This window comes from Geodermatophilus amargosae (assembly GCF_900116515.1).
Classification (GTDB): Bacteria; Actinomycetota; Actinomycetes; order Mycobacteriales; family Geodermatophilaceae; genus Geodermatophilus; species Geodermatophilus amargosae.
Window position 1 is genome coordinate 102,265 of the sequence record NZ_FPBA01000012.1, and the last position, 25,209, is coordinate 127,473.

Annotated in this window: 23 protein-coding genes, 1 tRNA gene and 1 pseudogene; 6 read left to right on the forward strand and 19 right to left on the reverse strand. The window is 74.9% G+C overall.

Features of this window, described 5'->3' with window-relative positions; all coding sequences use genetic code 11:
• Positions 1 to 16: 16 nt before the first annotated feature.
• Entirely contained in the window at positions 17 to 229 is a 213-nt protein-coding gene (locus BM414_RS16350) for a hypothetical protein (protein ID WP_093580909.1), read from the reverse strand.
• A 112-nt stretch (positions 230 to 341) separates the two neighbouring features.
• Between BM414_RS16350 and BM414_RS16355 the strand changes: the two genes are divergently transcribed.
• Complete coding sequence (locus BM414_RS16355; RefSeq protein WP_093580911.1) at positions 342 to 569, forward strand: hypothetical protein; 228 nt, start codon at positions 342 to 344, stop codon at positions 567 to 569.
• Between the two features lie 196 nt (positions 570 to 765).
• Here BM414_RS16355 and BM414_RS16360 read toward each other — a convergent pair.
• Positions 766 to 838, reverse strand: a tRNA-Asn gene (locus BM414_RS16360).
• A gap of 139 nt (positions 839 to 977) precedes the next feature.
• Here BM414_RS16360 and BM414_RS29475 point away from each other — a divergent pair.
• The gene (locus tag BM414_RS29475) at positions 978 to 1,292 is read left to right on the forward strand and encodes a hypothetical protein (RefSeq protein WP_093580913.1); all 315 of its coding nucleotides are present in this window, start codon (positions 978 to 980) and stop codon (positions 1,290 to 1,292) included.
• 4 nt (positions 1,293 to 1,296) lie between these two features.
• Here the strand turns inward: BM414_RS29475 and BM414_RS16370 are convergent, their stop codons facing one another.
• The 9 genes and pseudogenes from BM414_RS16370 to dusB form a co-directional block, all read right to left on the reverse strand.
• Positions 1,297 to 1,878 carry a hypothetical protein gene (locus BM414_RS16370; RefSeq protein WP_093580915.1) on the reverse strand — a complete coding sequence of 194 codons (582 nt, stop codon included), beginning with the start codon at positions 1,876 to 1,878 and terminating at the stop codon, positions 1,297 to 1,299.
• Positions 1,875 to 3,752, reverse strand: coding sequence for a DNA primase (gene dnaG, locus BM414_RS16375; protein WP_093580917.1), 1,878 nt, complete (start codon positions 3,750 to 3,752; stop codon positions 1,875 to 1,877). The genes BM414_RS16370 and dnaG overlap by 4 nt, the downstream gene beginning before the upstream one ends.
• Positions 3,753 to 3,854: 102 nt before the next feature.
• A complete protein-coding gene (locus BM414_RS16380; protein WP_093580919.1) occupies positions 3,855 to 4,370 on the reverse strand; it encodes a hypothetical protein in 516 nt (171 codons plus the stop codon).
• Between the two features lie 17 nt (positions 4,371 to 4,387).
• Positions 4,388 to 5,014, reverse strand: coding sequence for a YdcF family protein (locus BM414_RS16385; RefSeq protein WP_093580920.1), 627 nt, complete (start codon positions 5,012 to 5,014; stop codon positions 4,388 to 4,390).
• A gap of 89 nt (positions 5,015 to 5,103) precedes the next feature.
• Positions 5,104 to 6,051 carry a PEP-utilizing enzyme gene (locus BM414_RS30875; RefSeq protein WP_245784778.1) on the reverse strand — a complete coding sequence of 316 codons (948 nt, stop codon included), beginning with the start codon at positions 6,049 to 6,051 and terminating at the stop codon, positions 5,104 to 5,106.
• 61 nt (positions 6,052 to 6,112) lie between these two features.
• A pseudogene (locus BM414_RS30880) lies at positions 6,113 to 6,751 on the reverse strand (PEP/pyruvate-binding domain-containing protein); the annotation flags it as partial.
• Between the two features lie 217 nt (positions 6,752 to 6,968).
• Positions 6,969 to 7,328: a hypothetical protein gene (locus tag BM414_RS16395; protein WP_093580922.1), complete on the reverse strand. Its 360-nt coding sequence runs from the start codon at positions 7,326 to 7,328 to the stop codon at positions 6,969 to 6,971.
• A 93-nt stretch (positions 7,329 to 7,421) separates the two neighbouring features.
• Complete coding sequence (locus BM414_RS16400; protein WP_093580924.1) at positions 7,422 to 7,862, reverse strand: hypothetical protein; 441 nt, start codon at positions 7,860 to 7,862, stop codon at positions 7,422 to 7,424.
• Entirely contained in the window at positions 7,859 to 9,013 is a 1,155-nt protein-coding gene (gene dusB / locus BM414_RS16405) for a tRNA dihydrouridine synthase DusB (RefSeq protein ID WP_093580926.1), read from the reverse strand. Before dusB ends, BM414_RS16400 begins: the two co-directional genes overlap by 4 nt.
• Positions 9,014 to 9,131: 118 nt before the next feature.
• Between dusB and BM414_RS16410 the strand changes: the two genes are divergently transcribed.
• Complete coding sequence (locus tag BM414_RS16410) at positions 9,132 to 10,322, forward strand: glycosyltransferase family 9 protein (RefSeq protein WP_217644758.1); 1,191 nt, start codon at positions 9,132 to 9,134, stop codon at positions 10,320 to 10,322.
• On the opposite strand, the gene BM414_RS16415 is transcribed toward BM414_RS16410, so the two are convergent.
• From BM414_RS16415 to BM414_RS16430, 4 genes are all read right to left on the reverse strand, one after another.
• A complete protein-coding gene (locus BM414_RS16415) occupies positions 10,292 to 11,710 on the reverse strand; it encodes a glycine--tRNA ligase (RefSeq protein ID WP_093580930.1) in 1,419 nt (472 codons plus the stop codon). The genes BM414_RS16410 and BM414_RS16415 overlap by 31 nt on opposite strands.
• Before the next feature lie 89 nt (positions 11,711 to 11,799).
• Positions 11,800 to 12,825, reverse strand: a complete 1,026-nt coding sequence (locus BM414_RS16420; protein WP_093580932.1) for a hypothetical protein — start codon at positions 12,823 to 12,825, stop codon at positions 11,800 to 11,802.
• A gap of 79 nt (positions 12,826 to 12,904) precedes the next feature.
• Complete coding sequence (locus BM414_RS16425; RefSeq protein ID WP_093580934.1) at positions 12,905 to 13,183, reverse strand: antibiotic biosynthesis monooxygenase family protein; 279 nt, start codon at positions 13,181 to 13,183, stop codon at positions 12,905 to 12,907.
• Between the two features lie 82 nt (positions 13,184 to 13,265).
• Entirely contained in the window at positions 13,266 to 14,141 is an 876-nt protein-coding gene (locus BM414_RS16430) for a hypothetical protein (RefSeq protein ID WP_139245905.1), read from the reverse strand.
• Positions 14,142 to 14,414: 273 nt separating this feature from the next.
• Here BM414_RS16430 and BM414_RS29480 point away from each other — a divergent pair, with 273 nt between their 5' ends.
• On the forward strand, positions 14,415 to 16,262 hold the full coding sequence (locus BM414_RS29480) for a serine/threonine-protein kinase (RefSeq protein ID WP_217644759.1): 1,848 nt from the start codon (positions 14,415 to 14,417) through the stop codon (positions 16,260 to 16,262).
• Between the two features lie 72 nt (positions 16,263 to 16,334).
• Here the strand turns inward: BM414_RS29480 and BM414_RS16440 are convergent, their stop codons facing one another.
• Positions 16,335 to 17,180, reverse strand: a complete 846-nt coding sequence (locus BM414_RS16440; RefSeq protein WP_093580937.1) for a protein kinase domain-containing protein — start codon at positions 17,178 to 17,180, stop codon at positions 16,335 to 16,337.
• A gap of 250 nt (positions 17,181 to 17,430) precedes the next feature.
• Between BM414_RS16440 and BM414_RS16445 the strand changes: the two genes are divergently transcribed.
• Positions 17,431 to 19,542 (forward strand): cation:proton antiporter, encoded by a 2,112-nt coding sequence (locus tag BM414_RS16445; protein ID WP_217644760.1) that lies wholly within the window; start codon positions 17,431 to 17,433, stop codon positions 19,540 to 19,542.
• Between the two features lie 327 nt (positions 19,543 to 19,869).
• On the opposite strand, the gene BM414_RS16450 is transcribed toward BM414_RS16445, so the two are convergent.
• From BM414_RS16450 to BM414_RS16460, 3 genes are read right to left on the reverse strand one after another with little or no spacing between them, the layout of a single operon-like run.
• The gene (locus BM414_RS16450; RefSeq protein ID WP_093580939.1) at positions 19,870 to 21,387 is read right to left on the reverse strand and encodes an FHA domain-containing protein; all 1,518 of its coding nucleotides are present in this window, start codon (positions 21,385 to 21,387) and stop codon (positions 19,870 to 19,872) included.
• Positions 21,387 to 21,821, reverse strand: a complete 435-nt coding sequence (locus tag BM414_RS16455) for a hypothetical protein (protein ID WP_093580941.1) — start codon at positions 21,819 to 21,821, stop codon at positions 21,387 to 21,389. The genes BM414_RS16450 and BM414_RS16455 overlap by 1 nt, the downstream gene beginning before the upstream one ends.
• A 55-nt stretch (positions 21,822 to 21,876) precedes the next feature.
• Entirely contained in the window at positions 21,877 to 23,424 is a 1,548-nt protein-coding gene (locus BM414_RS16460) for an FAD/NAD(P)-binding protein (RefSeq protein ID WP_093580943.1), read from the reverse strand.
• Between the two features lie 172 nt (positions 23,425 to 23,596).
• Here BM414_RS16460 and BM414_RS30265 point away from each other — a divergent pair, with 172 nt between their 5' ends.
• Positions 23,597 to 25,198: a serine/threonine-protein kinase gene (locus BM414_RS30265; protein WP_217644761.1), complete on the forward strand. Its 1,602-nt coding sequence runs from the start codon at positions 23,597 to 23,599 to the stop codon at positions 25,196 to 25,198.
• Positions 25,199 to 25,209: the final 11 nt, after the last annotated feature.

Here is a 25,209-nt window from a genome sequence, read left to right on the forward strand (position 1 = left end):
GTCGGCAGGGCGCGGCTCAGGGCGACGTGAGCACCGTGGCGGTCCAGGTGAACCAGGGCCGGCCCAGCTCGTCGGTGGTGATCTCGGGGCCGGTCACGGCCAGCGTCGACCAGTCCGGCAGCCCCAGATCTCCGGCGTCGAGCACTCGGTGGCGGAGCGCTGCCCGCAGTCCCGCGGTCGCCCGGCCGAGGTTGTCGTAGGGCAGCGACGTCGACGCCTGGTAGGCCACGGTGCACATCGTCCCTAAACCGCCGCACGCTCGGCACAGTTCGGTCACGTGCTGTCACACCAGGGGGTCGGTGCGCGTGGCTCGCCGGCGCCGGCGGGCTACACCCGTCCGCGTGACCGTCCCAATCCGCCTACTGGACGAGCGCCGCTTCGACCCGCCCCGCGACGTCGAGGTGCACAACGACGGCCGGTGGTGGTCCGGCCACCAGACGGCGTGGCGTCTGTGCGACGACGGATTCGGCTGGCGTGCCGCGGTCACCTGGCGGCAGCTGCACGACTACGGCTGGGGCCGGCACCTCACGAGCGTGCCGCCGGACCGTGTCCGCATCAGGACGCGCTGAGGCGCTGCCACCCGCGTCCACGTGGCGAGCAGGTCGGCCGCCCCGACGTCGGCAGGCCGGGCTATCCACCGGGGCGACGACGTGGTCCCGGCAGAGATGACCGTCAACGGCACCGGCGGCCGGCTCGTTTGTTGGTCGTAAGTTGGTCGCGGACCCGGGCTGAGGAAGCCCTGCACGCCGCTGACCTGCGGTGTTGCTCCCCCGATTGGACTCGAACCAATAACCCTGCGATTAACAGTCGCATGCTCTGCCAATTGAGCTACGGGGGACGGGCGGGCGGGGCCCGCGCACCCGACGAGAGTACCGCACGCCTCCCGACGGCCCGCGCAGGCTCCTCCCATCGCGGACGGTCGCGTCCGCCCGTAGCGTGATCACCTGGTCGTTCTCGTCTCGAACACGGAGGTCCTCGTGGCCAAGTTCTCCTTCCTCCTCGGCTTCGGCGCCGGCTACGTGCTCGGCGCACGGGCCGGCCGTGAGCGCTACGAGCAGATCCGCGGCCTGTGGTCCGACGCCAAGGACAACCCGCAGCTGCAGGGCCTGGCCGGCATGGCGCAGGCCCGCGCCGACGACGTCGTCAGCTCGGTGAAGTCGAAGATGGGCCGCGACACCGGCTCGGACGTCGCGTCGGCCCGCAGCACCGGCACGACAACGATGCCGCCGGTCACCACCACCGACTCCCCCGACCTCACCGCACTGCCCGTCGACCCGCCGCCGATGGGCTGAGCGCTCAGTCCGGCTGGTCCGCCGCAACCGCCTCGGCGAGCTTGCGGCGGGCCACCTCGCGCGCCTCCGGGTCGGTGCGGTCGGCGTCGTCGTCGAACACGACGGTCCACTCGCGCACCGCCTGACCGGGCACCCGCCGGGCCACCAGCACCACCCCTCCCCCGCCGGGCAGCGGTGAGCGACGGCTGGCGACGACGGTCTGGTCGACCCGGCGGCGCACCACGGCGGGCAGGTCGCCGGCGTCGCTGAGCGCGTGGCGCTCGGCGGGCTCGCGGGCCTGTACGCCGGGCTCGACCTCGGTGAGCGCGCTGACGGTGAAGGTGCCACCGCCGTCCTTGGTGGCCGACCACCGGGCCGACCCCACCTCGTGCCAGGCCAGCACACCGACGTCCGCGGCCCGATCGAGCGGCAGGTCCTCCGGGACGACGCGCAGCCCGCGACTGGTGGCCACCAGCCAGCCCTGCCCGCGGACCAGCACACCCCATGCCAGCACCCGCTCGTCCGGGTCGGGCGAGGCGTGCACGACCGCGCGCACCGGCTCCGGCGGGCGGCTGAACCGGCGGCGCAGCACCGACGCGACGTTCACGCCAGCCCGCCGATGGCCCGCTGCCGTAGTGAGATGGCCTCCTGCTCCAGCGCCATGAGGCGGCCGAAGGCGCGCATGTACTCGTCACCCTGCTCGACGGGGTTCATCCGCTGCAGCCTGCCCTTGAGCGCGGTGACCTGGCGGACGGTGGCCATCTCCTGCAGCCGGGCCAGCACCGCCGAGACGTAGCCGGCGTCGGCGTCGCCGACCGACCGCAGCGGCTCGACGGCGAGCGCGGTGAGCTGGGCGCGGGCGGTCTCGCGGTCGCAGTGCGCGGCCACCTCGTCCAGCCACGCCGGCCCGGTGACCTGCGCGGCCGCCGCTCCCCCGGCCTGCGCCACGGCAGCGGCGACGGCGGCGTAGTCGGGGTCGGTGTAGGCCTCAGGCGCGATCGCGTCGAACGACGGTCCGGCGATCTCGGGCACCTGCAGCGCGGCCTTCACCGCCTCCCGCTCGACGGCGAGCGCGGCGTCGTCGGGGGTCCGCTGCGGGGCGCGCGGCCGCCGCGGCGCCGCGGTGTCCCCGCCGGTGATCCGGCGGACCCGCTCGAGCACCTCGCCCTCGTCGGTGTCGCCGATCAGCCCCGCCAGCCGGCGGGCGTAGGCCGGGCGCAGCGCGTGGTCCTTGACCTGGGCGAGCAGCGGCGCGGTCTTGTCCAGCGCGGCCACCCGGCCCTCGACGGTGTCCAGGTCGTACTCGGCCAGCGTCGTCCGCAGCACGAACTCGATCAGCGGGGTGCGCCGGGCCACCAGGTCGCGGACGGCGGCGTCGCCGTGCGCCTGGCGCAGCTCGCAGGGGTCGCGCCCGTCGGGCTCGACGGCCACGTAGGTCTGCGCGACGAAGCGCTGGTCCTCCTTGAACGTCTTCATCGCGGCGGCCTGCCCCGCGGCGTCGCCGTCGAAGGTGTAGACGACCTCCCCGCGGAACTCGTCCTGGTCCATGAGCAGCCGCCGCAGCACGCTGATGTGCTCGGGGCCGAACGCGGTGCCGCAGGAGGCCACCGCCGTCGTCACCCCGGCCAGGTGGCAGGCCATGACGTCGGTGTAGCCCTCGACGACGACGGCCTGGTGCTTCTTGGCGATGTCGCGCTTGGCCCGCTCGATGCCGTAGAGGACGGTGCTCTTCTTGTACAGCGGTGTCTCGGGGGTGTTGAGGTACTTCGGGCCCGGGTCGTCGTCCATGAGCTTGCGGGCGCCGAAGCCGATGACGTCGCCGGTGATGTCGCGGATGGGCCACGCCAGCCGGCGGTGGAAGCGGTCGATGAGCGTGCCGCGCGAGGACTCCTTGGCCAGGCCGGCCGTCACCAGCTCCTGCTGGCTGTAGCCCTTGGCGCGCAGGTGCCGGGTGAGCGCGTCCCAGCCGGCCGGGGCGAACCCGCAGCCGAAGTCGAGCGCGACCTGCCGGTCGAAACCGCGGTCGGCGAGGAACTGCCGGGCAGGCCCGGCCTCGGGGCTGCGCAGCTGCTCGGCGTAGAACTCGAACGCGGCGGTGTTGGCCGCGACCAGCCGCGCCCGCTGCCCGGCCTGCGCACGGTCGGGCGCCCCGGTGGGCCGGCCGCCGTCGTCCTCGTACTTGAGCTCGACGTTCGCGCGCGCCGCGAGCCGCTCCACCGCCTCCGTGAAGGACAGGTGGTCGATCTGCTGGACGAAGCCGATGACGTCACCGCCGGCTCCGCACCCGAAGCAGTGCCAGAGGTTGCGCGCCGGCGTGACGTGGAAGGACGGCGACTTCTCGTCGTGGAACGGGCACAGGCCCTTGAGGCTGCCGCCACCGGCGCGCTTGAGCTGCAGGTGCTCGCCGACGACCTCGTCGATCCGGCTGCGCTCGCGCACCAGCGCGATGTCCGCGGCTCGGATGCGTCCCCGGCCGGCCATGGGCCCCCTCCGTCGTGCTGCTGCCGGGACGCCGGTGCGCGTCCCGCACCGATCATCCCCTCTCGGGACGCCGACAGCGGCAGCCGTCCCGCAGCTGTGGGCTCAGCTGCTCCCGCCGACGACCCCGCCGATCGCGACGGCGTGGACCACGCCGTACTGGCGGCGGTTGAGCACCAGCAGCAGCCAGAGCAGGAAGACCTGGGCGTCGAGCGGGACGTCGTCGCCCGCGGTCAGCGTGGGCCGCGGCGACCAGCCGCCGGTCGACCCGCCCTCGGCGACCGTGGTACCGCCCGTCGAGCAGCGGTGGGTGCCCTTCCACCAGGAGCTCACCTCGAGGTCGACCACCGTGCCCTCGAGGTCGGCGCGCCAGCTGCCCTTCCACATCGACGTCTGCACGGCGCGGAACCGGGCGGAGTCCCCGGGGTCGACCGCCCACCGGCCGACCAGCACGCCGCCCCTGCGCCGCTCGAGGACCCACTCGCGGTCCCCGACGACCGCGACCGAGCCCTCCTTCCAGAAGTCCGTGGAGCGCAGCAGCGCCACCGGCTCGCCGTCGCGCAGCACGGGGACCTCCCCCGTGCCCGCGCCGGCCTCACCGGCACTCCCCAGCTCCAGCACCCGCGCCTCCCGTGGACTCAGCCGATGCCCGGCGCGACGACGACGCTCTCCCCGGTCACGCGGTAGAGCAGGTAGGCGGCGGTCTCCCTCAGGATGTACCGGAACTGCGTGTTGCGCGTCTGGACGGCGGGGCCCTGCCGCGTGGGCGAGCTCTCCGCGGAGATGCCGGCGTCCTCGGCCATCCGCTCGGCGCGCATGGCGTGCCAGGGGTCGGTGACGACGACGGCGCCGGACCACCCGCGCTCGCCGAACGCGGCGCCGACCGCGCGCATGCTCTCCAGCGTGTCCACGCCCTCGGGCACCGCGAGCAGCGACTCCCCGGGGACGCCGGCGTCCATCAGGTAGTCGCGCCCGGCCTCGGCCTCGGTGAACTGGTCACCGGCGGCCTTGCCGCCCACGGTGACGACGACCGGCGCGACGCCGTCCTCCCACAGCGACAGGGCGTGCTCGAGCCGCGCGGCGAAGATCGACGAGGGGACGCCGTTGTACTGCGCCGAGCCGAGCACGACGATCGCGTCGGACTGCGGCCGGGAGTCCTGCCGCGCGGTCCACCAGATCGCGGCCGCCGTCGAGGCGACGAGCAGCAGGGCGGCGAGCACGAGGGCGCCGAACACCCGCGATACCAGCGCCCCGACCCGCGTCACGGGTCATGGATAACACGCCGGTCCGCGACTCCCGTGGCAGCTGTGACGGGCGTGGCGCGCGGCGCCCGGGTCCCGGCGCGGACGTGGCGTCAGGACCCTGCGCGGTCCCCCCGGAGCGCCGCCATGCCCGCCTCGAGCCGGGCGCGGGCGGAGTCCCCGGGGGTGCCGGCGTCGGTGCGCACGTCCGGCCGCCGCACCCGGTCGGCGTGGGTGAGGACCCGGTGCACGCTGCGCAGGAGGTCGTCGGCCTCGGCCGACTCCGGGTCGATCGCGCCCTCGAGGTAGCGGACGACGGCGGGGGCCTCCACCGGCACCGCGCCGAGCCACACCCGCCCGGTGGACCCGTCGATCGAGACGACGTCGCCCTCGGCCACCACCGTGCCGTCGGGCGCGGTGAACCGCTCCGCCACCGTGTCGACCTGCAGCTCCCCGGCGCCGCAGACGCAGGCCCTGCCCATCCCGCGGGCGACGACGGCGGCGTGCGAGGTCCTGCCGCCGCGGCTGGTGAGCACACCGACGGCGGCGATCATCCCGGACAGGTCGTCGGGGTCCGTCTCCCGCCGGACGAGCACCACGCTCTCCCCGCGCCGGGCCCACTCGACGGCGGCCTCGGAGGAGAACACCGCCCTCCCGACCGCGGCGCCCGGTGAGGCGCCCGTGCCGCGCGTCAGCTCGGTGGCGTCCCCGCCGGGGGCGACGCGCGGGGTCATCAGCTGGGCGAGCTGGTCGCCGTTGACCCGCCGCACCGCCTCGTCCATGTCGATGAGGCCCTCGTCGACGAGCTGGGTGGCGATGACGAACGCCGCGGCCGCGGTGCGCGTGCCCACACGGGTCTGCAGCATCCACAGCCTGCCGCGCTCGACGGTGAACTCGACGTCGCACAGGTCGCGGTAGTGCGACTCCAGGCGGGCCATCGTGGCCAGGAGCTGGTCGTAGGCGCCGCGGTCGATGCGCTCGAGCTCGGCCAGGGGCACGGTGTCGCGGATGCCGGCGACGACGTCCTCCCCCTGGGCGTCCTGCAGGTACTCGCCGTACACCCCCCCGCGCGCCGCTGCCCGGGTCGCGGGTGAACGCCACGCCGGCACCGGAGTCCGCGCCGAGGTTGCCGAACACCATCGCGCAGACGGTGACCGCGGTGCCGGCGTCGTCGGGGATCCCCTCGTGGCGGCGGTAGAGGACCGCGCGGGGACTGTTCCAGGAGTCGAGGACGGCGTCGATCGCCCGGTCCAGCTGCTCGCGCGGGTCCTGCGGGAAGTCCCGGCCGGTGTGCTCGCGGACGACGTCCCCGAACCGGCCGACGACGGCGCGCAGCTGCTCGGCGTCGAGGTCGCCGCCCCGCTCGCGCCCGACCTCGTCGAGGACGGACTCGAACTGCTCGCCGTCGATGCCGAGCACCGTCCTGCCGAACACCTGGACCAGCCGGCGGTAGCAGTCCCACGCGAAGCGGTCGCTGCCGGACCGGGCGGCCAGGCCCTGCACCGAGTCGTCGTTCAGGCCGACGTCGAGGACGGTCTCCATCATCCCGGGCATCGACGCGGCCGCCCCGGAGCGGACGGCGACCAGCAGCGGGTCCGCCGGGTCGCCGAGGGTCCTGCCCACCGCCTCCTCCAGTGCCGCCAGGTGCTCGGTCACCTGGCCGGCGAGGTCGGGCGGGGTGCTGCCGTGCTCGAGGTGGAAGCGGCAGGCGTCGGTGGTGATGGTGAACCCGGGCGGCACCGGCAGCCCCAGGCGGGTCATCTCGGCGAGGTTCGCGCCCTTGCCGCCGAGCAGGTCCTGCTGGTGCCTGTCGCCCTGGCTGAGGTCGCGGACCCGGGTGGCCGTGCCCGCACCGCTGCCCACCGCGTCCCCGACGGGCGGGTGAGGGGTTCGCGACACCGCGGGTCCTCTCGGACGGGCCCGGTCCACCTCCGGCCGGGCCCGCCCATGGTGGCAGCCGGGTGCGACCCGGTGACCCTCAGGCGACGAGGACGAACCCGATGACGGCGAACAGCAGCGTCAGCACGCAGACGAGGATGCCGACGTAGAGGCCGGTGCGGTTGACCGGTGAGGGCGGCGGCGGGACGTAGCGCGGGAACCCGCTGGCCAGTGCGCCGCGCTGGGACTGCGCGGCCTGCTGCGGCGTGGGCGTGTACTGCGGCTGCGGCGGCAGCTGCACCTGGCCCGGGAAGACGACCTGCGTGGGCGCGGCCGGCTGCGGCGCCGGGGCGCCCGCGGGCGCGACCCCGGCGGGGACGTACGGCGCGGCCGGGGCGTAGGACCCGGGCCGGGCGTAGGGCCCGGCAGGGGCGACGGGTGAGTGGGGCGGCTGCGACAACGCGGTTCCTCTCGAGCGGGCCCGGTGGACCTCCGACCGGGCGGCGCACATGGTGACAGTCCGCCGCCGGGGTGAGAAGGGATCCGCTCGCGGTCAGCCGGAGGTGCCGCAGACCCTCGGGCCGTCCTCGAGCACCACGGTCAGCGTGGCCTCCTCGCCGTCGTCCCAGCGGACCCTGACCTCGCGGGAGTCCTGGTCCCCGAGCGTCCCGTCCTCGACGCCGACGACCTCGCCGGTGCCGGGGTGCTCGTACGCGGGCAGGATCTCGGCCACGTCGCCGGCGTCGCGCTCGGCCGTGCACAGCAGGTCGCCGGCGGTCTCGGTGTCGCCGGCCTCGAGGGCGGCGAGGAAGACGCCGACCACCTCGCGGGCCTGCTCATCGCCGCCGCCCCTCACCAGGGGCAGGGCCACCACCATCGCGACGCCCAGCACCACGGTGCCGCCGAAGACGCCCAGGATCAGCCCGTTGCGGTTGCGGGGCGTCCCGGTGTGCAGGTCCTCGGGGCCCTCGTCGTACAGGTACGGACCGCTCATCCGCCGCTCGTCTCCAGCTCCGCGCCGGCCGGCGGACGGGGGTCGTCGCGGTCGTCGAGCCAGCCCTCGGGCAGCGCCACCGGCCGAGGGCTGCTCGTCCGCCCGCGCGGTCCGCCGAGGACCGCCGTCGGGTAGGGCTGGTCGGGGATGCGCCCGAGCAGGCCGGCCAGCTCGTCGAGCGAGCTCACCATCGCCAGGGCGCGGCGGACGTCGGAGCCCACCGAGAAGCCCTTGAGGTACCAGGCGACGTGCTTGCGGAAGTCGGTGCAGCCGTGCAGCTCGCCCTGCTCGGCCGACAGCAGCTGCGCGTGCCGGTACATGACGGCGGCGACCTCCCGCAGCGTCGGCAGGGCCCGGCGCGACTCCCCCGCGAAGGCGGCGGCGAGGTCGCCGAACAGCCACGGCCGACCCAGGCACCCGCGCCCGATGACGACGCCGGCGCACCCGGTCTCGCCCATCAGGCGCAGCGCGTCGTCGGCCTCCCAGACGTCGCCGTTGCCGAGCACCGGGATGTCGACGGTCTCGACCAGCCGGGCGATCGGGGCCCAGTCGGCTGTGCCGCTGTAGAGCTGGTCGGCGGTGCGCCCGTGCAGGGTGATCGCGGCGGCGCCCTCGTCCTGGGCGATCCGGCCGGCGTCGAGGTAGGTGACGTGGTCGGCGTCGATGCCGATGCGGGTCTTGACGGTGACCGGCACGTCGCCGGCGGCACGGACGGCGGCGCGCACGATGTCGCGGAACAGCACCCGCCGCCACGGCAGCGCCGACCCGCCGCCCTTGCGGGTCACCTTGGGCACCGGGCAGCCGAAGTTCAGGTCGACGTGCGCCGGGCGGGTGCCGGCGACCTCCTCGTCGACGAGCATCTCCACCGCGCGGCCGACGGTGGCCGGGTCGACGCCGTAGAGCTGCACCGAGAAGCCGGCCGCCGCCTCCTCGGGCGTGGCCCGGATCATCCGCAGCGTCTTCTCGTTGCGCTCGACCAGCGCCCGCGTGGTGATCATCTCGCAGACGTAGAGGCCGGCGCCGAACTCGCGGCACAGTGTGCGGAACGCGGGGTTGGTGATCCCGGCCATGGGCGCGAGCACCACGGCGGGGTCCACGGTGAGCGGCCCGAGCTGCAGCGGGGCGACCGCCGGCGCCAGGGTGCTCGTCACGCCGTCCAGCGTAGGTGGCCGCGCCCGGTGGCCGGGGTCACCCGCAGGAGGGCCGCCTGCATGGACCCGCTCCTGCCTGGGCAGAGGGGGTCTCCGCCCACCGAGTCCAGGAGCGCGCGTGCCGAGGTCGTCCCCCGCTGCCCTGACGGCGGCCGGCGCTCTGGTCCCCGGCGTTGCCCGCATCGCCGTCCTGCGGTCGAACTTCCTCGGCGACCTGGTGCTGACCCTGCCGGCGCTGGCCGCGCTTCGGGCGGCCTATCCCGACGCGGAGATCACCTACCTCGGGGCGCCGTGGCACCCGGAGCTGCTCGAGGGGCGGCCGGGTCCGTGGGACCGCGTGGTCGTCGTCCCACCCTGGCCCGGCGTCCGCGACGCGCCGGGCGCCTCCCGCGACAGCGCCGAGGTGCGGGACTTCCTCGCCGGCCAGCGGGACGAGGGCTACGACCTGGCGCTGCAGCTGCACGGCGGGGGCGGCAACTCCAACCCGTTCGTGACCGCCCTCGGCGCGCGCGTGACCGCCGGCGCCCGCGACGTCGGCGCCCCGCCGCTGGACCGCTGGCTGCCCTACTGCTCCGACCAGCACGAGGTGCTGCGCTGCCTGGAGCTCGTCGGCCTGGTCGGCGCGGTGCCGGCGACGCTCGAGCCGCGGCTGGCGGTCACCCCGGCCGACGCCGCGGCGGCCGACGGCGTGCTGCCGCCCGGGCCCGAGCCGCTGGTGGCGCTGCACCCCGGCGCCCAGGACCCGCGGCGCCGCTGGCCGGCGGAGCGCTTCGCCGCGCTGGCCGAGTCACTGGCCGGCGAGGGCGCGCGGGTGGTGCTGGTCGGCGCGGGCGACGACGACCGGCGCGCGGCCGACGCGATCCGCGCGGCGACGACGGCGCCGCTGCTCGACCTGGTCGGCCGGCTGTCGCTGTCCGCGCTGGCCGGCGTCCTGGCGCGCTGCCGGCTGGTGGTCGCCAACGACTCCGGCCCGCGGCACCTGGCCGGGGCGGTCGGGACGGCGACCGTCGGCGTCTTCCTCGAGCGCAACCTGCTCAACGCCGGTCCGCTCACCCGGCGGCGCCACCGGGTGGCCGTCTCGGCCCGCACCGCGTGCCCGGTCTGCGGCGTCGACCAGGGCCGCGCGCGCTGCGGACACGACGCGTCCCTGGTCGCCGGCGTCCCGCTGGAGACGGTGCGGGCCGCCGCCCTCGACCTGCTCGAGGACGGCGGCCCGTCGGTGCACCCGGCGGTGCCGTTCCGCGGAGGTGCACGGGGCACGTCCGCGGAACTGCACGGTCAGCAGCCGGGGAGGCGCGCGGCGAGGTAGGACTCGACCGCGTCGAGACCGATCCGCTCCTGGCTCATCGAGTCCCGCTCCCGCACGGTCACCGCGTCGTCGGTGAGGGTGTCGAAGTCGACGGTGAGACAGAACGGCGTGCCGATCTCGTCCTGCCGGCGGTAGCGGCGGCCGATCGCGCCGGCGTCGTCGAAGTCGACGTTCCAGTTCCGGCGCAGCCGCGAGGCCAGGTCACGCGCCTTGGGCGAGAGGTCGGCGTTGCGCGACAGCGGCAGGACGGCGGCCTTGACCGGCGCCAGCCGCGGGTCCAGCCGCAGCACCGTGCGGGTGTCGACGCCGCCCTTGGCGTTGGGCGCCTCGTCCTCGGTGTAGGCCTCGACGAGGAAGGCCATCAGCGAGCGGGTCAGCCCGGCGGCCGGCTCGATGACGTAGGGCGTCCAGCGGGTGTTGCTGGCCTGGTCGAAGTAGGACAGGTCCACGCCGGAGTGCTCGGTGTGGGTGGACAGGTCGAAGTCGGTGCGGTTGGCGACGCCCTCGAGCTCGCCCCACTCCGAGCCCTGGAAGCCGAAGCGGTACTCGATGTCGACGGTGCGCTTCGAGTAGTGCGACAGCTTCTCCTTCGGGTGCTCGAAGTGCCGCAGGTTGTCCGGCGAGATCCCGAGGTCGGTGTACCAGCGGGTCCGCTCGTCGATCCAGTACTGGTGCCACTCCTCGTCGCTGCCCGGCTCGACGAAGAACTCCATCTCCATCTGCTCGAACTCGCGGGTGCGGAAGATGAAGTTGCCCGGCGTGATCTCGTTGCGGAACGACTTGCCGATCTGCCCGATGCCGAACGGCGGCTTCTTGCGCGCGGCGCCCATGACGTTGGCGAAGTTCACGAAGATGCCCTGCGCGGTCTCCGGGCGCAGGTAGTGCAGCCCCGACTCGTCCTCGACCGGGCCGAGGTACGTCTTGAGCATCATGTTGAAGTCGCGCGGCTCGGTCCACTGGCCGGTCACGCCGCAGTTCGGGCAGGTGATCTCGGTCAGGCCGTTCTCCGGGAGCCGGCCCTTCCTGGCCTCGAAGGCCTCCTCGAGGTGGTCGGCCCGGAAGCGCTTGTGGCAGTTCTGGCACTCGGTCAGCGGGTCGGTGAAGACGCCGACGTGGCCGGAGGCGACCCACGTCTGGCGCGGCAGGATCACCGAGGAGTCCAGGCCGACGATGTCGTCGCGGCTCTGGACGACGGTCCGCCACCACTGCTTCTTGATGTTCTCCTTGAGCTCGACGCCCAGGGGCCCGTAGTCCCAGGCGGAGCGGGTGCCGCCGTAGATCTCACCCGACGGGAAGACGAACCCCCGGCGCTTGCAGAGGTTGACCACCTTCTCGAGGCGGGCGGGGTCGTGCTTCGCTGTCGACGTCGGGGTGGTGCTGGCGCTCACGGGCTGGGTGCTCCATCCGGCTGGCGGTCGGCGGTTGACCCACCCACGGTAGACGCCCTGCGCCGGGAGCCCCCGGTCGCTCTGCCCCCTCAGGAGGAGGTGTAGCCGCAGACGGCCGGTCCGCCCTCGTCCACCACGGTGACCACGAACGTCGTCTGCTGCCCGCTGTCGAGCGTCACCTCGAAGGTGACCTCGTCGCCGGTCCCGGCGGCCGCCGCGCCGGTGGCCGAGCCCTCGGCGATCTGCCCGCCGAGGAAGGTGTCGAAGTCGGTCAACAGGGCCTGCCCGTCGGGGAAGCGGCTCTGCCCGTCGGCGCACAGGTCGGCGTAGGCCGTGTCCCCGTCGCGGTCGACCACCGACTGGACCCACGAGGCGGCGAACTCCGGGCTGCCCGGGATGCCGGGCTCCCCTCCCCCGCCGGTCCCGCCACCGCCGGGCGGGGTCGAGGCCCCGCCGCCGAAGCCGCCCTCGCCGGAGGGCGAGGACGACGAGGACGAGGAGGACGGCGACGCCGAGGACGACGTGCTCGCCGACGTCGGGGTCGCGGTGGTGGTGCCACCGCCGTCGTCCCGGTTGAGCAGCACCGCGGCCAGCACGCCGCCACCGACGAGCAGGACGCCGAGCGTCACCAGGAGGGCGACGAGCGGGCCGCGGCCCTTGCGCGGCGCGGGACCGGGCGCCCCGTACGGGGACTGACCGAAGCCGGGCTGGCCGTACCCCGGCTGGCCGTAGCCGGGCTGCCCGTACGGGGACTGGCCGTAGCCGGGCCCGCCGTACGGGGGCTGCCCGGGCTGCGCGTACTGCTGCTGTCCGAAGGGCGGCTGTCCCTGCCCGGGCGGGCCGTACTGCGGACCCGGACCCGGCTGGCCGTACGGCGGCTGACCCTGTCCCGGCGGTCCGTACGGCGGCCGGCCGTGGGGAGGCTGCTGCGGCGGCGGTCCCCCGGGCTGCTGCACCGGTCCACCGAGGCGCAGCGTGGGGTCGCGCTGCTCCGAGGCGCCGGGCAGCCGGTCGGTGGGCGGGTCCGGCAGCGGGCGCGGCGGCACGGGTGGGAGGCGAACCTCGCGGGTGCGGTCGGGCGGCGGCGTCCCGTCGTCGTGCGGCGGCTGGCTCATCGCGCCTCTCCCGATCCGGCGTGTGCTGTCCCGCGAAGGCTACGCACCCGGCGGTCCCCGGGCCGGGCACGCGCCGGGATCACCCCGCCGGGAGGTAGGCGCCGGGCTCGTCCAGGGCGTGCACCCACACCGGTGCACCTGCCACCTTGACCTCCGCGGCAGACAGGGCGCGGCGGTAGGCGCCGACGCCGTCCCAGCGGGTGACCAGCGCCCACAGCGTCGGGTCGTCGGCACAGCGCCCCGACTCCCCGCCGAGGCAGCCGGGCCGGGCGGCCAGCGCCGCGAGCAGTCCGTCGACGGCGGTGGCGACCTCGGCCGCCTCGCTCTCGGGCACGCGCAACCGGGTCACCGCGAACACCGGCCCATCGTGCCGCAGCGCCGACGGGAAGACGCCGACGGCCGGCCCCGCGGGTGCGGGACCGGCCGTCGGAGGGGGTGCGTCAGCCGAAGTTGCAGACCGTCAGGTCCTGGCCGACCCACACCTGCACGCTCTGGGTGGTGCCGTCGTCCAGGGTCAGCTCGAACGTGGCGATGTCGACGGAGTTCGCCGGGTCGTACTCCACGCTGACCAGGCCGCCGTCGGCGATCGTCTGGCCGCCCAGGATCTGGCTGTAGAAGTACAGCGTCAGGTACTCCTCGGGGCCGTACTCGGTGCCGGCCGAGCCCTGCTGGGCCGCGGACTGCAGCTCGGCGCAGGACAGGCCGTAGGCGGTGGTGAAGTCGAAGTCGTACACCGCCTGGACCCACGCCAGCGCGAGGTCGGAAGAGCCGGGGATCTGACCGGCGTCGGCGCCGCCGGTGTCGTTCCCCATCGGCGTCCCGGTGCCGCCGCCGGTGCCCTCACCGCCGTTGCCGGGCGTGCCCGCACCGCCGGGGACCGAGACGGGGCCGCCCATGTCCATGCCCATGCCGGAGCCGGAGCCGCCACCGCTGCCGGACCCGGTGTCGGACCCGCTGCCGGACCCGCTGCCGGACCCGGTGCCGGACCCGGTGTCGGAGCCGCTGTCGGAGGAGGTGGACGCGGAGGTGGAGGTCTGCTGCGCCGCGGGAGCCGGGTCGTCGTCACCGCGCAGGAGGAAGAACAGCAGCACGCCGACACCGGCCAGCGCCACGACCAGCGCGGTGATCACCCAGGGCAGGGCGCTCTTCATCTGCGGCGGCCGGCCGTAGCCGCCGGGGCCGAAGCCGGGGCCGCCGCCCGGGCCGAAGCCGGGCGCGCCGTAGCCGCCGGGGGCTCCGTACTGGCCGGGCGCACCGTACTGACCGGGCTGCGCGTACTGACCGGGCGCGCCGTACTGGCCGGGGGGCTGACTCATCGTGCTTCATCCGTTCGGTGTGGACGGGCGCTGGGGGCCCGAGAGCACGAGCAAGATAGGGAGGACCCGCCCCCTCGCCTACCGGTTCCTGCGCGGGAGTTCCGCGACCGGGTCACAGGTGGGTCACGGCCCGGCGACCGGTGTCCCGCCGGGGCAGGCGCCGCGGCCGGGACGCTGGTCGGGACCGGCACCCGTCCCTACACTCCGCCGACGACCCGCACCCGGCGCCGGCTCCGACGAGCGCCCGCGCTGCGGCACACGGAGGAACGACCGGTGGAGTTGCAACAGTTCGGCCCCTACCGCATCGAGGCCCTGCTGGGCCGCGGCGGGATGGGTGAGGTGTACCGCGCCTTCGACACCGAGCACGACCGCACGGTCGCGCTCAAGGTGCTCTCCGAGCACCTGGCCGCCGACAAGGGGTACCGCGAGCGCTTCCGCCGCGAGGCGCACCTGGCGGCCCGGCTCAACGAGCCGCACATCGTCCCGATCCACCGCTACGGCGAGATCGACGGCCGGCTGTTCCTCGACATGCGCCTGGTGCCCGGCCGCGACGTCGCCGCGGTCCTGGCCGAGGAGGGGCCGATGAGCCCCCAGCGCGCGGTGTCCGTGGTCGGCCAGACCGCCCGGGCACTCGACGCCGCCCACGCCGACGGCCTCGTGCACCGCGACGTCAAGCCCTCGAACGTGCTGCTCACCGGCAGCGGCGAGGACGAGTTCGTCTACCTCGTGGACTTCGGCATCGCCCGGTCGACGTCGGACGCCCAGGGACCGGCGCTGACCCAGACGGGCGCCGCGCTCGGGTCCTTCGACTACATGGCCCCCGAGCGGTTCCTCGAGAAGCCGATCGACAAGCGGGTCGACGTCTACGCGCTGGCCTGCGTGCTGTTCGAGTGCCTCACCGGCCGCCGGCCGTTCACCGGCGATGGCCTGGCCACCCTGATGTACGCCCACCTCAACAACACCCCGCAGGCCCCGTCGGCGCTGCGTCCGGGGCTGCCGCGCGCGCTGGACGACGTCGTGGCCAAGGGCCTGGCCAAGGAGCCCGACGAGCGGTACTCGACCTGCGGCGAGCTCGCCGCGGCCGCGCGGGCGGCGCTGGCCTCGGCCGGGGTGTCGGTCCGCGCCGAGGCGGCGCCGCCGACGTCGGTCACCCCGCTGCTGGCCCGCCCGCAGACCGTGGGCTTCTCCAGCCCCGGCCCGGCCGGCACCTACGGCGCGCCGTCGTACGCGGGTGCTCCGGCAGCGCTCTACGGCCCGCCGTCGAACCCCGGCCCGCCCACCGGCTACGGCCCGCCGTCGAACCCGGGCACGCCCACCGGCTACGGACCGCCGTCCCACCCGGGCCCGCCCGGTGGCTACGGCCCGCCCTCGGACCCCGGCCCGCCCACCGGCTACCGGCCGCCGACCGGTCCGGCGTTCCCGCCGCCGGCCGGCGGCTCCTCGGCCAGCGGTCAGGGCGGCGGCTCGAGCAAGCTGCCGCTGGTCATCGTCGGCTCGGCGGTGGCGCTCATCGCGATCGTGGTCGGGATCATCGCCCTGGCCGGCGGCTTCAGCGGCAACGACGACGTGCGGGCCGACGACACCGACGTCTCCACGGGGAGTTCCTCGAGCGGCGGCACCTCCGGCGGGAGCTCGGGCGACACGGGCGGCGGGACTCCCACCGACCCGGAGGAGACCCTGCTCGGCATCGTCCCCGGCGACTTCGACCCGGCCACCTGCGAGACCGCGGACCCGGCCGGCGACGGCGACGTCGCGGCCGTGAACTGCGGCGCCGCCGCGACGCAACCCGGCCCCGGGGCGTCGTCGTTCTACCTCTACGAGGACGCCTCGACCGTCAGCGAGGTCTTCCTCGCCGACATGGAGCGTGAGGAGGTCAGCCCGTTCGGCGGCCAGCCGGACTGCACCACCTCGCAGGGGTACGACGAGTACACGATCAACGGGGTGACGGCCGGCCGGCTCGGCTGCTTCATCGACGAGGACAACAACTCCTTCCTGTACTGGACGCAGGACGAGTTCGCCGCCGAGGGCATCGTCGCCATCCAGAACGGCGGCCAGGCGGGACTGGCCACCCTCTACGAGTGGTGGACCGACAGCGCGCACAGCGACTTCGTGCAGCGCTGACCCGCCCACGACGAGGGCCCCGTCCCCACCGGCCGGTGGGGACGGGGCCCTCGTCGTGTACGAGCGCTGCGGTCAGGCGCGGGCGGCGCCCAGAGCCACGTCGGCCAGCCGGTCGAGCCGCTCGGCCACCTGCAGCGCGGTCACCGGGCGCTGGCCCACGGGCGCCAGGCACTCGGAGACCAGCGCGGCCTCCTCGTCCGTGAGGCCCGGGGCGATCGCCGGCTCGGCGCTCATCACCCGGCGGATGGCCAGCAGCGGCTCGCCGTCGGGCAGCTCGCCGTAGAGGCCGGTGCCGGTGAGCGCCCGGTTGAGGGTGGCGCCCAGGGCGAACACCTCGGTCGCGCGGGACGGGCGCTCGCCGCGCAGCAGCGCCGGGTCCAGGTACTCGACCGACGCCGCGCTGGCCATGCCGGTGAGCGTCACGCCCGGCGCCAGGTAGCGGGCCAGCCCGAGGTCGGAGAGCTTGCCGCCGTCCTCGGTGAGCAGGATGTTCGCCGGCTTGATGTCACCGTGGGTCAGTCCGGCCTCGTGCAGCGCGTGCGCGGCGTGGGCGGCGTGGGCGACCGCGCGCAGCACCTCGCCGCGGTTCAGCGGCCGCGCCGGGGCGGCCAGCGAACCGAGCGGGCAGTACTCCATCGCGTACAGGAAGCTGTCCTGCAGCACGGCGTCGTAGACCCTGACCAGGTAGGGCGAGGCCACCTGGGCGAACGCGCGCAGCTCGCGCACGCCCCGCTCGTAGGCCTGCTCGCTGTGGGTGCCGGTGAAGACCTTGACCGCGACGTACTCGTCGGGAAGCCCGAGCCGCGCCGGCGGGCGGGCGAGGTAGAAGCGGCCGTTGTTGCCCTCGCCGAGCACACGGACCACCTGGTAGTCCGCGATGGTGGCAGGCGCCGCGCCCACCAGGCCGACGGCATCCATGCATGTCCTCCTGAGCTGTTCTCCCCGGACGCGCCGGGACGCCGCCGGTGCGGCAGCGGCACAGTGTGCCGGGACACCCGCCGTCCCGGAAGCCGTTCACGCCTGCGAAGTCCCGCGCTCGCAGGACCCCCGGGGCGAGTGGGCCGCAGCTAGCATCCGCGCCCGGCTGGTCCCGGTTCCCCGGGATCGGCCGCCCCACCCGACTCCCGCGCGGTCCCACGTGGCGCGGACAGCAACGCCCGGAGACCCAGTGGAAGCGCGCCCCGTCGCAGAGATCATCGCCTACGTCTTCGTCGACCTCGCGGTGATCATGATCATCGCCCGGTTGATGGGGCGACTGGCCGTCAAGGTCGGCCAGCCCGCCGTCGTCGGCGAGATCGTCGCCGGCATCCTGCTCGGCCCGACGCTCCTGGGCGCGCTGCCGGGAGACCTGGACCTGTTGCTGTTCCCCGCCGACATCCGTCCGTTCCTCAACGTGCTGGCGCAGCTCGGCCTGGTCCTGTTCATGTTCCTGGTGGGCCTCGAGGTCGACATGTCCTTCATGCGCGGGCGGGAGAAGGTCGCCGTGTCGGTGTCGCTGGCGTCGATCCTGCTGCCGTTCTCCCTGGGCGTGCTGCTCGCGACGTACCTGCACACGCAGCACGACGTCTTCACCGAGACCGACGGCAGCACCTCGCCCATCCCGTTCCTCGGCTTCGCCCTGTTCCTGGGCGTGGCCATGTCGATCACCGCGTTCCCGGTCCTGGCCCGCATCCTGGCCGAGCGGCAGATGCACCGGATCCCCACCGGTGTGCTCGCGCTGGCCTGCGCCGCCGTGGACGACGTCCTCGCCTGGTGCCTGCTGGCCGTCGTCGTCGCGATCGTGGCGGCGACCTCGTTCAGCGGCGTCGTGCTCATCCTGAGCCTGTCGGTGGCCTTCGCCCTGGTGATGTTCCTGGTCGTCAAGCCGCTGCTGCGGGTGCTCGTCACCCGCTACGAGCGGCTCGGGCAGCTCACCCCGGAGATGCTGGCCGGCGTCCTCATCGGCATCCTCACCAGCGCGTGGATCGCCGAGGAGATCGGCATCCACTTCATCTTCGGCGCGTTCCTCTTCGGCGTCGTCATGCCGCGCAAGGGTGCCGCCCGGCTCAACCACGAGATCGTCGACCGGCTCGAGCAGGTCAGCGTGCTCCTGCTGCTGCCGGTCTTCTTCGTCATCACCGGTCTCAACGTCGACGTCGGCGCGATCGACCTCGCCGGCCTCGGCGAGCTGGGCCTGATCCTGCTGGTGGCCATCTCCGGCAAGTTCGTCGGCGCCTACGCCGCGGCCCGGGCCATGCGGGTGCCGAAGCGCCAGTCCACCGCCCTCGCGACGCTGATGAACACCCGCGGCCTCACCGAGCTGGTCATCCTCAACATCGGCGTCCAGCAGGGCGTGCTCGACGGCGAGATGTTCACGCTCATGGTGATCATGGCGCTGGTGACGACGGGCATGGCCACGCCGCTGCTCAACGTCATCTACCCCAAGCGCATCCTCGAGCGCGACATCGCCGCGGCCGAGCGCGCGGAGCTGGGCCTCACCGAGGCCTACACCGTCGTCGTCGTGGTGCACGACCCCGACCGGGACGCCGCCCTGGTCGACCTCGCCTGCGACATCGTGGGCCAGGAGGCGCCCGCGCAGGTCGTCCTCACCCGGGTGGTCCGCCGCTCGCGGCCGAAGCCCGAGTGGGCCAGCGGCCTGGGCGCCGACCTCGAGCTGATGGCCACCGTGGCGGGCGAGCTGCGGACGCTGGCCCGGCAGGTCGAGGCCCGGGGGCTCAAGGCCTCCGTCGCCTCGCGGTTCAGCGAGGACCCCTGGGGTGAGGTGGCCGACCTGGCCGGCAGCAGCGCCGCCGACGTCGTCCTCGTCCGCAGCGGCTGGGGCATCGCCGAGGGCGCGCTGGCCGCGGACGGCTCCGGCACCCCGTGGCCGCCGTCGCTGCACGGGTCGGTCGTGACCGTCTCCGGCGAGCTCGGCGAGGCCGGCCTGCGGCCGGGCGGCCCGGTGGCCGTGCTCCAGGACGGCGACGCCGACGGGCGGGCGGCGCTGCGGCTGGCCGCGCACGCCGCCGTGGGCCGCCGGGTGCCGCTGCAGCTGCGGGCCGCGGAGGGACGGCGGGGCGTCAAGCGCAACGTCGCCGACTCCCTGCGCCGGGCCGGTGTGCAGATCGCCGCGGAGGAGTCGTCCCTGCCGGCCCTGCTGGTCGCCCCGGCCGGCGCGCGCACCGTCCCGGCCGCCGACGACCTGACGCCGATCCTGCTGGTGCACGCCGGCACCGCCGACACCGACCGCGACATGGACGAGACCCTCGCCGGCATCGCGGCCCGTCCCGGGGCGCTTTGAGCGTCCCCTCCCCGCCGGCCCGGAGCCCGCGTCCCGTTCGAGGGGACGCGGGCTCCGTCGTCTCCGGCCCGGCCCGCGCGGGGCCGACGGTGCCGGGCTCCTCCCCCCGGGTGGGTCGTGCTCTGCCCCGCCCCGGTGGGCAGAGCACGACCGTCCTCCCGGTGGAGCTCGTGCTCTGCACACCACTGTGGGCAGAGCACGAGCGGGCGCAGGAGGACCTCCGCCGCCCCGGACACGCTCCGCCCCGGACACGCTCCGCCCCGGACACGCGACGGCGCCCGCCTCCCCGGACGGGGAGACGGGCGCCGCGGTGGTGCCGGGGTGCGGTCAGAAGCCGCCGTGCGGTGACTCGAACGCGAACTGCCGGCCACCCATGCGGACGGCCATGCCCGGGGTCAGCCGGACCGGCTGGTCCGGCACCAGCGAGGACCAGCCCGGGGCACCCCGGGGAGCGACGAGCGTGCCGTTGGCCGAGCCGGTGTCGACCAGCAGCACGTCCCAGCCCTCGAGCCGGATCTCGGCGTGGTGCCGGCTGACGCCGCCCGTCTGGTCGAGGACCAGCAGCGGGCGCAGTTGACCGGAGGCGACCCGCTCGTCGGTCTCCGGCTCGCGGCCGAGCAGGTAGTCCATGTCGAGACTGACCGTCGCGCCGTCGTCGAAGACGAGCAGCCCCAGCGGCGGGCGCACGCCCTCGATCAGCACCGCCGTCTGCTGCGTGGTGCGGATGCCGCACAGCGCGCAGAAGCCGGCCCGCGGGTCGTTGAGGTGGCCGTTCTTGCAGAGGATGCCCTTGACCTTGGGCCGCTCGTCCTCCGGCTCCGCCGCGGCGGGCGCCGACGACGACGCCGCACCGGGGGTCGGCAGCGGCTCCCGGGCCGGCTCCGCCTCGGCCGCGCCGCCGAACAGGAGCGCGGACCTCGCCGGCGCCGGCAGCTCGACCGGCGCGGGAGCCGACGGCTGCGCCGCGACCGGCGCGGGGACGGGGTGGTCGTGACCCGCGTGGTCGTGCCCGGCGTGGTCGGAACCGGCGTGGTCGCGACCGGCGTGGTCGCGACCGGCGTGGTCGGGAGCGGGAGCGGACGGTGCCACGGGGACCGGGCGCGCCGGAGGCTTGGCCGTGGACAGCGGCACCCGGGCGTGCGGCGCGGGCAGTCGGACCTGCATCGTGGCCGACGGCGTGGGGCCGGGGGCCGACGGCGCGGGAGCCGGCGACAGGACCGCCGCGGCGCCGGGGACCGCACCGGACTCCAGGTCGGCGAGCGGGTGCGGCGCGGTGTCCGCGGGCGAGCCGGCCGACAGGTGCAGCGCGGCCGGCGGCCAGGTGACGAAGCGGTCGAGCACGAGCGTGCCGTTGTCCAGCTTCTCCCCCTGGGCCGGCGTCAGCCGCAGCCCCAGGTCCGGCACCTCGGCGCCGCCGCCGCCGACGAGCACCAGCGTCAGGCCGTCCTCCGTCGCGGCGGTGACCGCGAACGACGGCGGGTCGGCGACGGTGCCGAGCCAGGTGCGCAGCTCCTCGTGCAGCCGGCGGCCGGGGGCGCGCGAGCCCGCCGCCGACACCCGGCGGCAGAGCGCGACGAGTTCGCCGACGTGCGCGTCACCGGCCGGGGCGGTCACCGGCGCGGCCGGGACCGGGGCGCTGCCCCAGCCGACGAGCGCCGGCTTGGCGGCGGGCGCGGCGGGGCCGGTCGGCTGGTTGGTGACCCCGACGACGAGCAGCACGCCGGGCAGCCGGACGACGAGGTCGGGACCCGGGGCGACCCGGACGGCGACCTGGTCGAACGGCGGCACGGTGGCCGGGGCCCCGGTGGTGCCGGTCAGCGGCGCCAGAGGGGGGGCGGCGGACATCAGATGAGCCTCCCACCGTTGATGCGCCAGTGGATGAAGGGCACGCGCATCGGGCCGTTGGCCACCAGCCACACGATCAGCCAGGTGCTGACGAAGTGGATGACGAAGGCCGGGCCGGGCAGCGAGCCGATCCACGGGATGGCGCCGCCGGCGAAGAGGAACCACACGAGCAGGCCCTCGGGGATGGCGGTGAGCAGGCCGAAGAGCGTCGGCCAGTCCTTCTCCCACCGGAACTGCTGGATGCCGTGGTAGACGAGCTCCCACAGCACGCCGAGCACCAGCACGACGAGCAGCACGGAGAAGGTGGCGCCGTAGGAGGCGGCCAGGGAGGCCTCGGTCGGGAGCACCGGGGTGATGATCAGGGTCCAGATCGAACCGACCACGGCCAGCAGGAAGATCCTGGTCTGGATGCGGCCGCTCAGGGTGGGCAGCACGGTGTCGTCTCTCTCGGTCGTCGCGGGCGTCGGTGGCGGGTCGGGGGCCGGTCGGTCAGATCTGCTTGTTGCGGACCCACTTCCACCACTGGCTGGTCGACCGGCCCGGGCCGAGCTTCTGCGCGAAGCCCTGAGCGATCAGGTCGTCGGCGATCTCCTGCGCGGCGATCTGCAGGCCGAAGAAGGTGTCGACGCCGGGGAACGGCCCACCGAGCGTGGCGCTGCCGGAGGCGTAGATCTTGCCGCCGTTCTGGGCGCCGGTGACCTCGAAGTTCCGCTGCACGTCCAGCCGGCCGACGGGGTTGCGCTGGGCGTTGGAGTGGTCGAGCAGGTCGGCCAGCACGCGGTGCTCGCGGATGTCGGCCTCGAGGCCGGTGCAGTCGATGACGGCGTCGAAGGTGCCCGTGTGCGGGCCCTGGTCGGGGGTGCTGACGGTGACCTCGACCAGGTCACCGACCGGCCTCATGTCCTCGATGGAGCCGATCATCACGCGGTACCAGCCCTCGCTGCGGCCGCGCCGGAGCTGCTCCTTCCAGTCCCGCCGGACCGGGGTGTTGGTGCCGCCCATCTCCTTGTAGAGGCGGGCCCGCTCCTCGCCCTCGCTCTTGCGGACCTGCTGCTTGAGCTGGCCGCCCCACACCGACTTCGGGTAGTTGAAGCCCTGGTAGGCCCAGCCGTCGGCGCCCTTGCGGCGCTTGAGGATGCCGGTGCCGTGCGGCCGGTCCACGTAGGTGCGGAACAGGTGGACGATCTGGGTCTGCAGGCCGCGCTGGTCGCGGTCGTCGATCAGCCGCTGCAGCACCCGGGAGGCCACGATCCCGCCGCCGCGGATGAGCACGGTGCCGGGGCGCTGGTGCAGCCGCTCGTAGACGTGCTCGTGCCGCTCGTAGGCGTTCACGACCCGGCTGTAGTCGTTGTGCTCGTTGCGGTACCGCTGCAGGTCGGGCAGGAACTTCAGCCCCGGGTAGCCGACGGCGACGTGCACCCACTGGCTGCGGTAGGCGATCCGCTTGGTCGGCGTCGCGCCCTCCGGCGGGGTCAGGATCGTGAAGTACCCGCCGCCCACGCGGCGCCGGACCATGCGGACCTGGCCGTTGACGACCATCTCCGGGTACCGGATCCGGTACATCTCCTTCTCCATCGACTCGAACGCGTGCCCGGCCCTGGGCGTGTAGTAGTTCGCGAAGATGGGTTCGACCAGCACGTTCCACGCCTGCTTGAGGTCGCCCTGCAGGGCCTCGCGGATGGCGTAGCTCGGGAAGCCCCAGATGTTGTCCGGGCACGACGAGGAGTCCGACCGCAGCCGCTCGCCGCGCGGGATCTGCGAGACCGTCGTCAGGTACTCGTAGCTCTCCCACGGCGTCTTCAGCGGGGTGAGCACCCGCATCGCGCTGGTCGGGACGCCGCAGATGCGCAGGTAGTCCACGGTCACGAACGACCCGATGCCGCCACCGAAGGTGACGAACGGGACGTCGACGACCGGGATGCCGGCCTCGGCGAGCATCTGGTCGGTCCAGAAGTCGCTGGCGATCAACTGGTCGTTGAGGTCGCCCGGCTGCGGCGGTGTCTGGGTCTGCTGGGGCGCGATGGTGCTCTCGCTCACGGGAGTGGATCCGTCCTCTGTCGGGGAGCCGCCACCATCGGGTCGGCGCGCAGACCTGTCAACGGATTCCGCCGCGGCTGCCCGAACCGTTGCCGGGACCACAGGGCGGTCGGCGGGGACCCCGGACGGGACCGCCTGCCTACACTGCCGCCACTGCTGCGGGAGGCCACGGGTGGAGTCACGACAGTTCGGTCCCTACCGGATCGAGGAGCTGATCGGCCGCGGGGGGATGGGCGAGGTCCACCGCGCGTTCGACACCGAGCACCAGCGCACCGTGGCGCTCAAGGTGCTGGCCGAGGACCTCGCCGCCGAGCGCGGCTACCGCGAGCGGTTCCGCCGCGAGGCGCACGCCGCCGCCCGGCTGTCGGACCCCCACGTCGTGCCCATCCACCGCTACGGCGAGATCGACGGCCGGCTGTTCCTGGACATGCGGCTGGTCCGCGGCCGCGACCTGGCGGCCGTGCTCTCCGAGGAGGGTCCCCTGACGCCGGCGCGCGCCGTGTCGGTCGTCGGCCAGGTGGCCCACGCCCTCGACGCCGCGCACGCCGAGGGGCTGGTGCACCGCGACGTCAAGCCGAGCAACGTGCTCGTCTGCTCCGCGCCGGGCGACCCCGTCGACGACGACGAGTTCGTCTACCTGGTCGACTTCGGCATCGCCCGGTCGGTGATGGAGGACGGCGGCACCACCGCGCTCACCCAGGCCGGCTCGGCGGTCGGGTCGTTCGACTACATGGCGCCCGAGCGGTTCCTCGAGCAGCCGGCCGACGCGCGCACCGACGTCTACTCCCTGGCCTGCGTGCTCTTCGAGTGCCTGACCGGCCGCCGCCCGTTCGGGACCCGCGACCTCGCGCCGCTGATGTGGGCACACCTCAACGACACGCCTCCGCCGGTGTCCTCGCTGCGCAGTGGCGTGCCCGCCGCCCTCGACGAGGTGGTGGCCCGCGGCCTGGCCAAGGACCCTGCCTCCCGCTGGCCCTCGGCCGGCGCGCTGGCCGCGGCGGCCCGCCGGGCGCTCACGTCCTCCGGGACCCCCGCGCGCCCGGACCCGGCCGCTCCGCCGTCGGGGCCGCAGCCGCTGCCGGCACCGGCCGGGGCCACCCGCTCCCCGCTGGTGCCACCGCCCCCGCCCGGCGGCACGGGCCCGGGCAGCTCCCCGCTCCCGGCCGGTCGCCCGGCGGGCGCCCGCCGGTCCCGGCTGCCCGCCGTCCTCCTGACGACGGCGGCGCTGCTCGCGGCCGCGCTGGTCGCGGTGGTCCTGCTCGCGGGTCGGGGCGGGCAGGCGGCCGCGGACCCGCCGTCCCGGCCGACCGAGAGCGCGCGGCACGACGACCTGCTGGCGCTCGTCCCGGCCGACTTCGACGCGGCGGACTGCCGCCCGGCGCCCTCGGCCGGGGACGGCGACGTCGCGGCGGTGGACTGCGGGCCGTCGGCCACCGAGGACGGGCCGCGCACGGCGCGGTTCTTCCTCTATCCCGACGGGCGGACCGCCGAGGCCGTCTTCACCGACGACATCGCCGCCCTGGGGTTGCCACGCCTGGAGAACGGTGCTCGCTGCCCGGCGTCGCAGGGCTACCAGGACTGGACGCTGGAGGGCGCGGTCAAGGGGCAGGTCGCCTGCTACGTCGACGAGGAGAACACCGCCGTCCTCGTCTGGACCGAGACCGAGGACGCCGTCGAGGCGATCGTCACGATCCGCAACGGCGGGACCGCCGGGCTGGCCGCCCTGCGCCAGTGGTGGGACGACCCCGCCCTCTCCACCTTCGGCGAGGCCTGAGTCCCTCCGGG

Excerpts from the sequence above, each read along its gene's own strand:
- dnaG (WP_093580917.1), bottom strand. The coding sequence starts at position 3,752 with ATGGCCGGCCGGGGACGCATCCGAGCCGCGGACATCGCGCTGGTGCGC.
- BM414_RS16400 (WP_093580924.1), bottom strand. The coding sequence starts at position 7,862 with ATGAGCGGTCCGTACCTGTACGACGAGGGCCCCGAGGACCTGCACACC.
- BM414_RS16420 (WP_093580932.1), bottom strand. The coding sequence starts at position 12,825 with ATGAGCCAGCCGCCGCACGACGACGGGACGCCGCCGCCCGACCGCACC.
- BM414_RS16430 (WP_139245905.1), bottom strand. The coding sequence starts at position 14,141 with ATGAGTCAGCCCCCCGGCCAGTACGGCGCGCCCGGTCAGTACGCGCAG.
- BM414_RS16440 (WP_093580937.1), bottom strand. The coding sequence starts at position 17,180 with ATGGATGCCGTCGGCCTGGTGGGCGCGGCGCCTGCCACCATCGCGGAC.
- BM414_RS16450 (WP_093580939.1), bottom strand. The coding sequence starts at position 21,387 with ATGTCCGCCGCCCCCCCTCTGGCGCCGCTGACCGGCACCACCGGGGCC.